Annotated in this window: 12 protein-coding genes; 10 read left to right on the top strand and 2 right to left on the bottom strand. The window is 64.9% G+C overall.

Annotated features, from left to right (window positions below; genetic code table 11):
• Positions 1-125 precede the first annotated feature (125 nt).
• From ACSNN8_RS22960 to ACSNN8_RS23005, 10 genes are all read left to right on the top strand, one after another.
• A complete protein-coding gene (locus ACSNN8_RS22960) occupies positions 126-1,004 on the top strand; it encodes a Wzz/FepE/Etk N-terminal domain-containing protein (protein WP_436651343.1) in 879 nt (292 codons plus the stop codon).
• Positions 1,004-2,464, top strand: a complete 1,461-nt coding sequence (locus tag ACSNN8_RS22965; RefSeq protein ID WP_436651345.1) for an O-antigen ligase family protein — start codon at positions 1,004-1,006, stop codon at positions 2,462-2,464. The genes ACSNN8_RS22960 and ACSNN8_RS22965 overlap by 1 nt, the downstream gene beginning before the upstream one ends.
• Positions 2,457-3,971: an oligosaccharide flippase family protein gene (locus ACSNN8_RS22970; protein ID WP_436651346.1), complete on the top strand. Its 1,515-nt coding sequence runs from the start codon at positions 2,457-2,459 to the stop codon at positions 3,969-3,971. The genes ACSNN8_RS22965 and ACSNN8_RS22970 overlap by 8 nt, the downstream gene beginning before the upstream one ends.
• The gene (locus ACSNN8_RS22975) at positions 3,968-5,032 is read left to right on the top strand and encodes a glycosyltransferase family 4 protein (RefSeq protein ID WP_436651348.1); all 1,065 of its coding nucleotides are present in this window, start codon (positions 3,968-3,970) and stop codon (positions 5,030-5,032) included. The genes ACSNN8_RS22970 and ACSNN8_RS22975 overlap by 4 nt, the downstream gene beginning before the upstream one ends.
• Positions 5,033-5,141: 109 nt before the next feature.
• Positions 5,142-6,245, top strand: a complete 1,104-nt coding sequence (locus ACSNN8_RS22980) for a glycosyltransferase family 4 protein (RefSeq protein WP_436651350.1) — start codon at positions 5,142-5,144, stop codon at positions 6,243-6,245.
• Between the two features lie 2 nt (positions 6,246-6,247).
• Positions 6,248-7,393 carry a glycosyltransferase family 4 protein gene (locus ACSNN8_RS22985; protein ID WP_436651352.1) on the top strand — a complete coding sequence of 382 codons (1,146 nt, stop codon included), beginning with the start codon at positions 6,248-6,250 and terminating at the stop codon, positions 7,391-7,393.
• A 245-nt stretch (positions 7,394-7,638) separates the two neighbouring features.
• The gene (locus ACSNN8_RS22990; protein WP_436651354.1) at positions 7,639-8,538 is read left to right on the top strand and encodes a glycosyltransferase; all 900 of its coding nucleotides are present in this window, start codon (positions 7,639-7,641) and stop codon (positions 8,536-8,538) included.
• Entirely contained in the window at positions 8,457-9,713 is a 1,257-nt protein-coding gene (locus ACSNN8_RS22995) for a glycosyltransferase family 4 protein (RefSeq protein ID WP_436651355.1), read from the top strand. The genes ACSNN8_RS22990 and ACSNN8_RS22995 overlap by 82 nt, the downstream gene beginning before the upstream one ends.
• Positions 9,714-9,724: 11 nt before the next feature.
• A complete protein-coding gene (locus ACSNN8_RS23000; RefSeq protein ID WP_436651973.1) occupies positions 9,725-10,822 on the top strand; it encodes a glycosyltransferase family 4 protein in 1,098 nt (365 codons plus the stop codon).
• A 1-nt stretch (position 10,823) separates the two neighbouring features.
• A complete protein-coding gene (locus ACSNN8_RS23005; protein ID WP_436651356.1) occupies positions 10,824-11,933 on the top strand; it encodes a glycosyltransferase in 1,110 nt (369 codons plus the stop codon).
• A gap of 5 nt (positions 11,934-11,938) precedes the next feature.
• Here ACSNN8_RS23005 and ACSNN8_RS23010 read toward each other — a convergent pair whose 3' ends face one another.
• Both ACSNN8_RS23010 and ACSNN8_RS23015 read right to left on the bottom strand, forming a co-directional pair.
• Positions 11,939-13,081: a hypothetical protein gene (locus ACSNN8_RS23010; protein WP_436651358.1), complete on the bottom strand. Its 1,143-nt coding sequence runs from the start codon at positions 13,079-13,081 to the stop codon at positions 11,939-11,941.
• A gap of 311 nt (positions 13,082-13,392) precedes the next feature.
• On the bottom strand, positions 13,393-14,184 hold the full coding sequence (locus ACSNN8_RS23015; RefSeq protein WP_436651359.1) for an aldo/keto reductase: 792 nt from the start codon (positions 14,182-14,184) through the stop codon (positions 13,393-13,395).
• Positions 14,185-14,198: the final 14 nt, after the last annotated feature.

The following is a 14,198-nucleotide window of genomic DNA, read 5'->3' on the forward strand; positions in this document are numbered from 1 at the left end:
GGATGGGGGGTTCACCGGGCTACCGCCCGCCGACCGGCAGCTACTCGCCACCGAAGGCTGGTCCTGTGCGCAGCCCGAACAAGCCGACCGGGACAAAGCCTGTAACGACGCCTAGAGACGAGAAGATGACGAGTTATCCGACGCGCCGAGTTGAACAAACAGCAGAAATCATTCTGCCGAGGTCAGCCACGAGGCCTCAGCTCATCTGGCGAGCTCGATTCACCATCATCGGCGTGTCGCTGGTCGTCGCAGCTCTCACTTACGGCATCAGTCTGGTGCTACCAGGGACCTACTCCGCGACCAGCGACGTGCTCGTTGCCAGCACGTCCTCGGTCACAAGCGTGGACTCGGTCAACGGTGCCAACGACCTGGCTTCGCAGTATGCCCAATTCGCGCGAACCTCGGTAGTGACGACTGATGCGGCCGGCCGCTCGGGTATTCCGGCCGACCGGCTTGCGGCCGGGACTACCGCCGTCACGCTAGCCAACACCAACATTGTGCGGATCACGGTGAAGGCCGACTCGGCCGACGAGGCGAGCAAGGGCGCCCGGGCGGTTTCAAGTGCCCTCGTCGCTCAGACTCAGAAGATCTTCGGGTCCACCGGGAAGAGTGAGCAGCAGCAATTGGCCGACTTGGACAAGTTGCTGGCTGCCTCCCAGGCCGACGTCGTTCGTCTCACCAAGGCCTTGGGGGCGGCGGCGCCCGGCTCCTCGAAGGCACAAGCCATCAACACCCAGCTCAGCAACGCGCTGCAGCAGATCACATCGTTGACCTTGAAGCGGATCGACGTGGTCAATCAGACCAGTAAGGGCAGCACTGGAGCTGGCGTCAAACTGACAGCCCTGACCGTCTCACCGGTCGCCGACAAGGTGTCGCCACAACCGATTCTCTACACGATCGTCGCCCTGATCGCCTCCCTCGTGCTGGTCACTGAACTGGCGGTGGTAAGCGGCCGCCGCAAGTCCGGCCCGATCATCCACCGTCGTGGGTCCCTGGTGGGCTGATGACCGCCGCTTCCAACGGCCTGATCGCCTTCCGAGATCAGGCGACTTCCCGCTTGCGGCTCGGGCCGCAGCAGCTCGTCGTCCTGCTGCTGGCGGCGCCGCTGCTGCTTCTCGGAGCGTCTGGCTGGACGCAGCGCCTGGCGTTCTCCACGCCGTCGCCCATCAAATACTCACTCACTGTCGCGGTGCCGCTCCTGCTTGCCGGCTTCGTGATCGTAAGGCAACGATTCCTCGTTCTTGCTGCTGTAGTTGTCGTCGCGGCGCCGGTGGCCACGCTTTCAGCCAGCTTCGCGGGCGTCGGCTTCAGCGTTCTCACGGTGGTATGCCTGCTGGCCGCCGTTCCGATCCTGCTCGGATTGACGCCTCGAGTTGGCTGGTCCGCACTGGGGCGGACGGTGCCGTTCGCCGCCGTGTTGGCCGCGCCGTCATTCGCGCACGGCAATGCAGTCTGGCCGAGAATCCAGGTCGCGATCACGGCACTGGCCGTTGCCGTCATCTGCGCCCGCGCCACACAGATGGCCGGCGGCGTGTCGGTACTGCTGGGCGCAGGACTCGCGTCCCTGCTCTTGGAAGCCGGTATCGCTATCTGGGAGTACATGACAGGTAGCGAGCTTGACGCGTACTCGGGCGTCGCCGCACGCAGCACCGACTATTTCTTTGCTTTCGCCGACAAGACACGGCCGACAGGAATGTACTTCGACCCGATCTCTTTGGGCACCTGTCTCTCGGTCGCCGTACCCATCGGTGTAGCCGCGCTGTACCTTCTGCTGCGTCGCCGCAGGTGGGTCTTCGCAGGAATCACGACGATAGCAGTGGGCACCATAGGCCTCGGCCTGGCGCTCACACTCTCGCGCATGGCGACCCTGGGCGCGCTGGCTTCCCTGCTCGTGGTGGTGGCGTTCACCCCAGCCAGATCGCGCCTGCGTGTCGCTCAAATCGTCGGCACGATGGCTCTCTTGTTCATGGCGGGTGCCCTTATCGTCGGGGGCCCGTCGTTGATCGAGCGCGCATCGTCCATCTCCGATCCCACGGCTCAAGGAGTAGCCACGGCGGACGGTGACCGTGATCGCGAGGCCTACTGGCACGTCGCCCTGGAGGCCGGCCGTGGGAGTCCAGTGGCCGGGGTTGGCGTGGGTAATCTCAACGCCATTCTTCTGGCCGACGCTCCGGACAGCGGCGAATTCACCCACGCTCACTCCACATACTTCCAGATCTTCGCCGAGTCTGGCGCTCTCGGACTCGGCGCGCTGGCCCTTCTGGCCGCTGGGCTGGCCGTAGACCTTCGCCGCGCCTACATCAAGGCTCCCTTGCTCGCCACCGGATTGATCGGTGCGGTTGCCGCCCTCGCCGTGGCAGCCCTCACAGACATTGTGATTCTCAAATACGTACCGGTGGCAGCGACGTTGGCCCCTATTCTCGGCATCATCACCGGGCTGGCCGGGCAGGGCAGCGATGACTGACGGAGATGGCACACCGCCGAAGGTTCAAGATCTGTCTGTCATCGCGGCCGACGGTATGGACAGCGATAAGGGGCCTGCCACTGCCACGCAGAGTCTCGCCGGCTCGGCCGGTTTGATGATCGCTCGCAAGATCGTGGGATCTGCCATGTCGGCCGTTTCCTCTATCGTCGTGGTGCGATGCCTCGGGCCTGATCACTTCGGCCAGTACGCCGCAGGGATGTCTGCCTTCTACCTGTTCACGGCCCTCACCGAATTCGGCTTCGGCCAAGTGCTCGGTATGGCCATTGGGCGCGGCCGCGCAGATGAGGCCGGCTATGCCCGCCTTGTGCTAAAGGTCAGTGCCATCTGGTCGTGCTTGGTTGCGGCGGCCGGAGTAGGCGTAGCGGCGCTGTTCGCCATGGACACAATCCGTGGTGGCACTCTTCTCGTGTTGGTGCCCGCTATTGCCTTGGCTGGGACGAGCGTTGTACGTCAATTCTTCTACGCCCGACACGAGGTCGGCCGCATGGCGAAGATAGACTTGATCACCGCTTTTTCCTCCACTTCTGTGATCGTGTTCGCAGCTTTGGCCGACGCTCCTGCCGTACTGTTGGCGGCCGCCGCCTCGGCAACTTCAGTGGTCAACAGCTTGCTCGTGTTGTTGGCTGCTCAACGCTGGTTGCATATGGGTCGAACTTCGTCCGGTACCGTGCGTGGCCTCATCAGGGAGGCGTACCCGATCGGGCTGGCGTCGTTCCTGTCCACCGCCTATACCTCCATCGACATCGCCATTCTTTCGGCCCTCTTTCCAGCTACCCAGGTCGGCCACTACGCGAGTGCAGTAAAGGTGCTCGGCATTCTGACGATATTCCCAGTCCTCGTGATGTCAGTCGCGTTACCGCAGATTGCTGCCGACTGGAGCGATCCGGCACGCTTCGGGGCGTTGATGACCCGTCTGTGGCACTGGTTCGTAAGCCTGGTGATGCCGGCGCTCGTCTGCGTGGGCATCAACGCGGCCGGCGTGATGCGGATCCTCTTCGGCTCGGAGTACGCATCCGTAGGCGGCTTACTTCGTGTGCTCATTCTGTCAGGCGCCATAGCGTTGCTTGTGAATCTGCTGAGTGTTCCGCTCATGGCCGCCGCGAAGGCTCGATGGCTGATCATCCAGAACGCCGTCGCCTTGGTGGTCAACGTCGTGGGCAATCTTGTCCTCGCACCGCATTACGGCATCATGACCGCTGCGTGGCTCACAGTCTTGACCGAAGCCGTTGTGTGCGTTGGCTCCTGGCTGGTGCTACGCGACCGAATTCCGGTCGGTGGGCTTCTTCGAGTGAGCCTCCTACCGCTGCTGGCGAGTGCGGGCGCCGTAGGTGTCGGCGTGATGTTCATCGACCGACCATGGCTCGCCCTGGCGCTCTCGGCAGTCTTGTACGTAGTTGTACTGACGGCGCTGCACGGTTGGCCCGATGAATTCGTACACCTCCTTCCAGCCCGCCTTCGACACTTCATGATGGCGGGTGCACGATGAAGGTGGTTCTCGCGACCGATGCACGCACGGCCGGCGGAGTGGGCCGGCATATGCACGACCTTGGCGCCGGATTGATCAGGCGCGGTATCACCGTGGAATTCGCGGCACCGCGGGAGTCACAGATCGCCACGGTGGCAGCCGATCTCGGCGCCAGATTCCTAGCGTTCGAGGACGGCGCGATCCGGGCAGATGTTTGGCACCTTCATTTGGCCGACACGTACGACCGAACAAGTCTGCCGGCGTTGTTGCGTGCCCGCCGAGTGGCACGCCGCCTCGTCGTCACGGAGCACCTCCCCCGCAACAATGCTTCCGACCGCACTCTCACCAGTGATCGGCGAACACCTGGGGCAGGCATAGCCAAGACTGTATTCAAACGAATACAACTGAGCCTGGTTGACTCAATCATCGCCGTCAGCGAGGGGTCGCGTCAGTTTCAGCTGCACCGCTACACGTTGCCAGCGCGCAGGATTGTCACCATCCATAACGGCGTCGACCTACACCACTTCCGGCCAGCCGCCACGTCACCGATCACGCCGGACCATGACCGCACAGTCGTCGCTGTGGGTTCGCTGATTCGGCAGAAAGGACACGACGTTCTGATCCACGCCGTCGCGCTAGCCCAGCAGGACTGGCGGGTCGTGGTCGCCGGGTCGGGTCCCCAACGCGCCGCGCTGGAAACCTTGGCGTCCCACACAGCGCCTGGACGCGTCGAACTGCGCGGTTGGGTCGACGACGTTGCAGGTTTGATACAGCGGGCGACGGTCGTGTGCTTGCCATCAAGGTGGGAGTCTTTTGCCTACGTGGCTCTCGAAGCTATGGCGATGGGAATACCTGTCGTCGCAACTCGTGTCGATGGTGTCGAAGAGTTTCTCACTCACGAGCGCTCCGGCTTGCTGGTAAAACCTGACGATCCGATGGACCTCGCCACGGCGATCGACAGCATCGTGCGCGACCAGGACTACGCACGTCGCCTCGCCGACAACGGGCGCAAAGACGCGGCGGCGTTCGGGCTCGACCTCATGGTCGACAAGACACTTGAGCACTATCGGAGTCTGTTGTGAGTCCGATTTTTCACCCTTGTTCTGCCGCCGCTGGCAAGAAGGTCATCGTCTGCCAACACCTGGTTGTGAGCCAGGTACCAATCGGCCGATCGGCAAGCAGGTGCAAGACATGGTGATGGGCGCAGCCATCTTGCTCGTGCTGCCTGCCGAGGGCGGTGTGGCTCATGTCGCCACGAAGGTTGCGCGGGAGTTCCGGCGCCAAGGGCGCGACGTGCGTGAAATCGTGCTCGCCGAAACGGCTGCACCAGCCTGGACCGGGCTGTGGGCCGCGGCCAAGGCATACCGGCAGATCAAACGAACGAGCGTGGTGCACATCGAGTTCGGCCGAACCGCAACGGCTCCGTTTTGGTTCGCGGCGCTGGCGGTACTGATTCGCGGCGACGTCGTACTCGTCGCGCACGACGCACCGACGCTGGTCGACGCGCCCGGCGCCGCTGTCATGCCCGCGAAAGTTGGTTGGCGCGACGCTATTGCGCATAAAGTTGCTGCGCCGCTGCTCAATAACGCCGTGACAAGCCTCGTCCGCCGCCGAGCCGGCGCGGTGGCTGTGCTCAGTGAGACGGCTGCGCAGCGCTGCAAGACCGCCGGCATGAGACGCGTCGGGATCATCGGCCACGGGGCGGACGCTCCGTTGACGGGACAGGCACCATCGGCCTCGGACACAATCGTCTTCGGCGGCTTCCTCAGCCCGGCGAAAGGTCTCGAAGACCTACTCGACGCCTGGAGCACGATCGGCGACCGGCGGGGCTATCGCCTGCTCATTGCGGGAACCGCGTCCCGTCAGCATGCGGCCTGGGTTCAACGACTACGCGATCGAAGCGCGTCCTTCCCCAACCCACCCGAGTGGCTGGGATACCTCGACGATCATGCGTTCGACGAGTTGATCGCCAACGCCGCCGTGGTAGTACTGCCGTATCGCAGCTCCAACCCGGCGAGCGGAATCCTCGTCCGCTCGATGGTGCAGGGACGAGCCATCCTCGCTACCCGAGTCACCGCCATGGAATCCCTGATCGAAGACGGCATCACCGGTCGTCTGGTCGAGATCGGCGACACCGCCGCGATGGCCGACACGCTGAACGTTCTTATCGCTGACGACAAACTGCGAGACCAGCTCGGGGCACAGGCCGCCCGAGTAGCCGCCATGCGACATACATGGCTGCTCCAGACAGAAGACCTCGACCGTATCTATGCGATCGCCGGGAGGGCGCTGTGAGGATGGCAGTACTGCACAACCTGACCCAGGGCGGTGCCTGGCGACGCCTGATGGAGCAGGCCACAGCCCTGCACGACGCAGGCGTCGAGGTGGTCGAGTTCACCACCGGCTCCTCAGTTCCGGTGACGGCACGACCCTATGTGCTGCCGCTGGACGTACGCGCGCCCAAGTTGCCTCTACTGCTGCGACCCCCGCAGCGGGTCCTCGACCTTCGCCACCTGAGGGCAGTTTGGCGTGCGCTCGGCCAGATGGCCGAGCATGCCGGAGCCGACATCATCTTCGCCAACCCAGACTCCGTCCTGCGCGGCGCCGTGCCGCTCTCTGTCACCACGACACCGATCGTCCGGTACGTCGACGAACCGCGTCGAATCGACTACGAACCCGAACTGATGGCCAGCCTGAACCCGACCACGCGGGCGATGTACGCCGGCCTTCGCCGGATGGAGCGGCAGACGGATCGAGCCGCAGTGCACGAGGCCACGGCGCTGGCTACCAACTCCCGCTACACCGCGGGACGTATTCGAACCGCCTATGGTCGAGACGCTCAGATAGTGCCCTGCGGTGCGCCGTCGCACATGGCACCTGACAGTTCCGTCCCAGCACATCTGTTGTCCGTCGGATCTCTGCTGCCCAGCAAGGGGCACGATCTGGTCGTTGAAGCAGCGGCTCGGAGCGGACTCGATCTGCCAGTGATCGTGGTGGCCTACCGCGACGACATAACAGAGCGGCAACGGCTGCAAGCAGTGGCCGATCGCCTGGGCATCCATTTGAGCATTCGAACGGGTATCAGCGACGCGGATTTGGTCGCGCTGTACCGCTCAGCATGGGCCACGCTCTATCTGGCCACCGCCGAGCCGCTCGGGCTGGTCAGCCTGGAGGCGCAGGCCTGCGGCAGCCCGGTGATCGTATCGGCCGAGGGCGGACTGCCGGAGACCGTCACCGATGGACGCACTGGATGGGTGGTGGCTCGGGAAGCGAGCGCCGCAGCCGAGGCGCTCAGCCGGATGGCACGTGACAAGTCGCGGGACAGCATGGCCCGCCACGCGGCAGACGCGGGAACAGCGAGTAGATGGCGCGCATCCGCCGAGGCCTTGATCGAACTGGCAAGCCGGGCCCGAGTGGCTGACCGATTGGAGCCGATCGGGTGAAGCACCTCATCATGGTTGCGAAGAGCCCTTGGGTTCCGACTATCCGGCGAGAGCATGCCCTCGCCGCCCAGGCCTCCCGGAACGGCGTACGTGTCGACTTCATCGAGGCGCCCTTGGACGTGCGCGCAGTAGGCGGCGAGCGCGGCAGATGGCTGACCGGTTTCCGCGGGGCCGGCCGGACCACGCCGGCATCGCAGGTGGTCGTCCACCCCCGCTCGACATTGGTACCCGGACACCGTGCATGGGTGGCGGCCGCCGTCGACAACTTCTTGCTCAGGCGCACCGTGCGGTCCCTTATCGCCGATCCCACCGAAACCACCGCCGTGGTGAACGTGCCCTGGCAGTGGGATGCGACCGCCGGCCATGGTGTACGCCGGGTGTTCGATGCTGCCGACGACTGGAACCTGCTGCTCGGTGGTCGCCGCTCCCACGTGCGCGCCCAGTACGACAAAATCGCCGCCGAAGCCGACGCCATTATCGTGGCCAACGAGAACCTCGCCGAACTATTCGGCGGCCGCGCGGTCCAGCTCGTGCCCAACGGCACTCAGACCGACCTCGTCACCAGCGCGGTAACCCGCATACCGGGCAGCCGACGCTTGGTTTACGTCGGCACGTTCTCCGAGCGCTTCGACGCTGAACTCGTCGGGCAGGTGCTCGACCTTCTGCCGGGATGGACCCTCGACCTATACGGTGAGTTCCGGTACGCCGGTCATGGCGACAAGCCCGCACCAGAATTCGATCGTTTGCTGAAAAATCCGCGCGCCACCTGGCACGGCGTCGTTGAACGCGCTGGATTGAGCCGCGTCCTCAGCGGTGCCACGGCGGCTCTCGTCCCACACCGCGCACGGTACAGCAGAGGCCAGTCGTCGATGAAATTCCTCGACTATGCCGCACAGGGTTGCCCGGTCGTCAGCACTCACTGGGAAAGCGGGATCGAGAGGCAAACACCCCCAGGCGTCTGGTTCGCCGACACTGCGACCGAGTTCGCAGCGGCCGTGCGTACCGCCGCGCTCGTCGACAGCGCCGCCGTGGCGAGCGCTCGGACTTGGGCGCAGGAGCAGACGTGGGAACGACGCTGGCCGTTGTGGGCGGCCGCTGTCTTCCCCAACACATCCAAAACACCCAAGGGATCGGGCAGCGCGTGACACTCGACGTGTTGATGTTGACCAATGCAATTCCGCCTGACCAGTTTGGCGGCCTTGAACGCTACGTCCGCGAACTGGCCGCCGCACTGAGCCGTGCCGGCGTGCGGACAGGCATAGTGGCCAAGCGAGTGTCGCCAAGCTCGCCCGACGTCGAAATGAGTGATGACGGCGTACATCTGTTCCGCCACGACGTACCGAGCAAGTCAAGCAAGACTTTCGCGGTGCGATATCCGGTGCGGACGTGGCGGTCGATCCGATCGATTTTGGCCGAGCATCCACGCGCGGTACTGCACGGACACTTCCCGATCCCAGTGATGCCGCTCGTCAAGCCGTTCGCCTCAGTCGAGCGCCCGTTCCTCTACACACTGCATGGAGCTGTTCACACCGAATTGCTTCGCGAACGCCAAGGTTCATACGCGTTGCCAAAACTTGTGCAGGGGCCAGTTGTCGAAGGGCTGCGCCGGGTCGAGGCGTCCGTCGTCTCGCGAGCCTCCACGGTTGTGGTGTTGTCCGAGTACATGCGCACCGTGCTGGCTCAGCTCTCAGTCCGCTCAGCCGCCAACGCACGAGTTGTACCCGGAGGCGTCAACACCGCGTGCTTCCGCCCGAACCTGACTTCACGGAGCAGCAGTGATCCGCTCATGTTCACCGCTCGGCGGCTGACCTCCGGCAAGGGCGTCACTGAGCTGGTGGCAGCCATGGCGACGGTTGTCGAACGGCACCCCCGTGCGCGTCTCGCCATTGCCGGTGACGGACCGTTGCGACCTCGAATAGAAGCCGACATCGCCGCCCGCAACCTTCACAAGAACATCGAGCTGCTCGGTCGACTCGGCGACGATGATCTACGAGCGTGGTACAACCGCGCCACCTTGACGGTCGTGCCGACTACCGACCCGGAGCCCTTCGGGCTCGCCACAGCCGAGTCGCTGCTCTGCGGAACTCCGGTGCTGGTCACCCCGGCCGGCGGTAGCCCGGAGCTCGTACGCGGACTCGGTCCACGATTCGTGACTCCCACCGCCGACAGCGCCGGCCTCGCGCAGGGCATCCTTGACTTGCTCGACACCCCCGAGGCACTTGACCAAGCGCGGCGATCTCTTCCTGGCGACTTGCCGATCAGGTGGTCCTGGGACACGGTGGCCGCCCATTACGCCACGATGTACGAGACACTTAGATGAGCGCACGCCTCATGGTGATCAGTCCAATATTTCCCCCCGCTGTCGGCGGAATCGAGTCCCTTACTGCCGGACTGGTCGACCGGTGGGACGGCCCGGTCCACGTCCACACTCTTGAGGAGCCCGGTTCAGCGGCATGGGACGCGGCGGCGCCCTACCCTGTGTCGCGGGTCAGGAACGTACCAAGGGGCGGACGGAAATCGATAGCCCGCCTGACCGCCGCCACCCTCGGACGAGCTCGACAGTTCCGGCCCGAAATCGTGTTCAGCACGTTCGTGCGCTGTGGTTACGCGGCTGCCTTGGCGCGTCAGGTCACTGGCGCGGCGTGGTTGCAGCACTACCACGCCCGGGAAGTGCCCACCTGGCCACGCGACTCACGATTCTGCGCACGCCACGCGGATCAGGGCATAGCCGTCAGTCACTACACCCAGTCGCTGGTCGAGTCGATCGCTCCCGATACGAGACCGATCGCCGTGATTCCACCAGGTATCCCCATCAAGAACACGACACCTGGACCTCGGAGCGATCGGCCTACTCTCCTCACCATTTCTCGCGTCAACGACGCCTACAAAGGGCACGACGTGGTCCTCGACGCGCTGCCCTTGATCCGCGAACGGATCCCCGCCATACGTTGGGTGATCGTCGGCGGGGGTGACCGGCTACCGTGGCTGCGTCGGCAAGTTCATTCACGCGGCCTCGAGGGCCACGTCGAAATTCGCGGCATCGTCGACGACGACACCCGGGATCAGTTGCTGGCCGACAGTGACCTTTTCGTCCTTCCCAGCCGCACGGGCACGGACGGACGTACCGGAGAAGGCTTCGGCATCGTCTATGCCGAGGCCGCCGCAGCTGGCCTGCCGATCGTGGCCGGCAACCACGGCGGTGTCGTCGACGCAGTGCAGCACGGGATCAGCGGCCTGCTCATCGATCCCACCGATCCCGGCCAGCTCGCCAAGGCGGTGACCAGCCTGCTGCTTGACCCCGCGGACTTGGCTCGCATGTCGGTCGCAGCTCGCTCGTGGAGCGAACGCTTCCTCTGGGACCGGGTGGCCAACGAGTTCCGAGAACTCGCGCTTTCCACCCTTGAGCGGGTCGGTCGGAGGCGAGGTTGACATGGCCGCTGTCCTGCATGTCTCGCAGCCGGTAACTGGCGGCGTCGCTCGCGTCGTCCTCGGGCTCGCCGTCGCTCAGGCCGCCGAAGGATTCGATGTGACGGTCGCTTGTCCAAGCGGCTCGCTGGCCGAACGCCTGGTCGGCACCGGGGTCCGGTGGCGGCGCTGGAACTCGGCGCGTGAGCCGGTGCATGGCTTACGTGCGGAGATGCGCGCTCTTCGTCAGGTAGTCGATGACGTCCGGCCGGATCTGGTGCACTTGCATTCCAGTAAAGCGGCCCTAGTCGGGCGACTTACCCTGCGCGGAAGGATCCCGACGGTCATACAGCCACACGCCTGGTCCTTCCTTGCGGTATCCGGAAAGTCGCGTCTTGCCGCGATCAGGTGGGAACGGCTGGCCACCCGTTGGACCGACTTGTTCCTCTTTTGCAGCTGGTCCGAGCGTAACGAAGGTGCTGCCCACGGTATCGGAGGACCCGGACGGATCGTGCTCAACGGCGTTGAGCTGGACCGTTTCCGGCCCGCGTCGACACCTGAAGCAATTGTCGCGCGGCACGACCTCGGTCTGCCTAAGGAAGGTTTCGTTGCCGCCGTGATCGGGCGCCGCTCCGAACAGAAGGGTCAGGACGTCGCCCTTCGGGCGTGGCGCAAGGTTCGCCGGGTGGCGCCCGACTCGCTATTACTTCTGGTGGGGGACGGCTATCTCGATGGCTTCGACGCTGAAAACGGGGTCGTGACAAGGGCGGCGATTTCCGACGTACGGCCAATCCACGCCGCAGCAGATCTCATCGTGTCACCTTCTCGGTGGGAAGGGCTGTCGCTCGCCATTCTGGAGGGCATGGCCGCCGGCAGTTCAGTCGTGGCCACAGACGTCGCCGGAAGCAGAGAGGCCTTGCTCGCCGGCTCGCTGCCGCCGGCGGGCGCGATCGTCGCGGCCGGCGACGAAGACGAGCTTGCGGACGCCATTCTCGCGCGCTGCCAGGATCCCAGTCTCTCGCAGCGTGAAGGAATCGCCGGCCGAAGGCGGGCTGAAGTCATCTTCCAAGAGACGTTGACCGCGTCCGCCGTCGTAGACAGCTATGGTATTTTACTTAGTCGTCGTAAGCGTTGATTCCGCTAGAAAGAGTGGCCCCAGTAAAAGCCCAAATAGATCGTCATGAACGCCGACACCCCGGCCAGGAGGGCGAGGACCAGAACCATCCTCGTCCGGCTCCCCTCGACCCAGAACACAAGAGGAAGCAGAAGAGGAAACGCGGGCACGAGCATCCTGGCCTTGGACCAATAGAAACCTGCGCCAGTTAGGGCGATGACGAGGCAGATCGCCGCGTACACCAGCAACGGCCACGGCACTCGTGCACGGATCGCTTTGAACAAAAGTATCGAGGCTGTCGCCAAAACTAGGCTGACCTCGACGTACTCGAAGGGCGCTGAGCCACCCAGAACTTCGCTCCGCACGAACGAGTAGCCGAAGAATCTCAACGTATAAAGGCCACCGTCGAACGACATGTGCCACGCCTGGTTCTGTACGTAGAAGTAACCGTCGGCGCGGCCCAGCCTGGCTGCCACCCACGCCACGAAACCAACCAGGCCTAGCGGGGCCAGCAGCATGGCGCCCCACGCCCGCCACAGAAGCGGTTCCTTGCGCAGAGCCAGCAATGCGGCCAGAAAAGTGGTTGCGACAAGGGCCGCCGCGGTAGGGCGGGTCAGACCAGCCAGCAACGTAAAAATGCCCACGGTGAGCCAGTGGCGACGCAGAAGAGCCACCAACGCGGTCGCGGTCAGGGCGGTGAAAACCGACTCGCTGTATCCCATGGACTGAACGACGGCGTGGGGAACGACGGCCCACAATGCCGCCAGAAGGACGCCAGCACGCTTGCTGCGGACCTGTGCTCCGAGGCAGTACAAGGCCGCGGCTGCGACGAGAGCGGCACCGTTGGCCACTAGAAGTAGCGCCGTTCCAACATCTACATGCAAAACAAAACGTACCGCCGCGGTCAAGGCCGGATAGAGCGGAAAGAAAGCCAGATTGCTGTGCGCGAGTACCCCCTGCTCGTCCACAGCCACCGCCGTGTCGTACCCGTGAGTTGCCACGTCCGCGTAATACGTCGCGTCGAAGGACAGCAAGACGGCGCGCACACTTTCATGCTTGACGTGAGCGGCGACGGCCAGCACGGCGATGTTGGCTAGGCGCAATAAGCAATACACACCTAAGGCCATCGCCAAAGCGCCACCGTGGGCGCGTAGCCCGCTTGCCGGCATGACTGCAGTCTTACGCGAGCTACCTGAAATCGAGGCGCTTTCGGACGCGTCCGAAGTCGGTGTCAAAGTTGCTCCTGGTACGTGCCTCGAGAAAGACGTCGTCGGAGCTTGGACGCTATGCGGGCGGCGGCGGCCGCACTTCAGAGGTCTTGGCTGGTCCCTAGGCCGCCCGGGTGGTGCCTCTCGTCCGGCTGGACCACTCGGCGGCCCATTCGGTCAGCGGCAGTGCCTGGTGACGCCGATCGGTCCGCGGGACCGGTCCGGCTCACGGCCCCGCTGCGTCTGATCTGACAATCGGTTGACGTAATGCCTCACTGACGGCCGAGGGCGTCGATGGCCGCCATCTCCTCGTCGGTCAGGACGAAGCCGTCGAGGTCGGCGTTTCGGGCGATGCGCTCCGGCGTCGCGGACTTGGGGATGACGACGAACTCGTGCTGAATGTGCCAGCGCAGCACCACCCGCGCCGGGTCGACGCCGTGGGTGGAGGCGATGCTGGTGAGCACCGGGTCGTGCAGGTTGGTGGTCTTGAACGGGGAGTAGCCCTCCAGCACCACGCCCCGGTCGCGGTGTGCGGCTACGACGGCGGGGTCGTACAGGGTGGGACCGAAGCGGATCTGGTTGACCGCGGGGCGCTCGCCGGTCTCGGCCGCGAGCTCGTCGATCTCGTCGGCGCCGTAGTTGCTGACGCCCACGGCCCTGGTCAGGCCCTCGTCGCGGGCCTTGAGGAACTCGCGCCACACCTTGACCGAGCGGCCGCGGTGCGGCGGCCAGTGGATGAGCCACAGGTCGACGGCGTCGACGCCGAGGGCGCGTACGGAGGCCTCGATGGTGGCGCGTTCCTTGCCGGCCCGCTCGGGGGGCAGCTTGGTGGTGAGGAAGACCTGGTCGCGGGCGACGCCGGAGTCGCGCAGCGCGCGGCCGACCTCGGCCTCGTTGCCGTACATCGTGGCCGTGTCGAGGTGGCGGTAGCCGGCCTCGAGCGCGTCCCGGACCGCCTGGTAGGCGGCGTCGCCGCGCAGCTGCCAGGTGCCGAAGCCGAGCAGCGGCATCTCGATCGGGGTGCCGTCGGCCGCCTTTCCCAGCGGCAGGGCGGGAATCGTCATGACCTCATCCTGCC

It is taken from the genome of Actinoplanes sp. URMC 104 (assembly GCF_051386375.1).
In the GTDB taxonomy this organism is placed as follows: Bacteria; Actinomycetota; Actinomycetes; order Mycobacteriales; family Micromonosporaceae; genus Actinoplanes.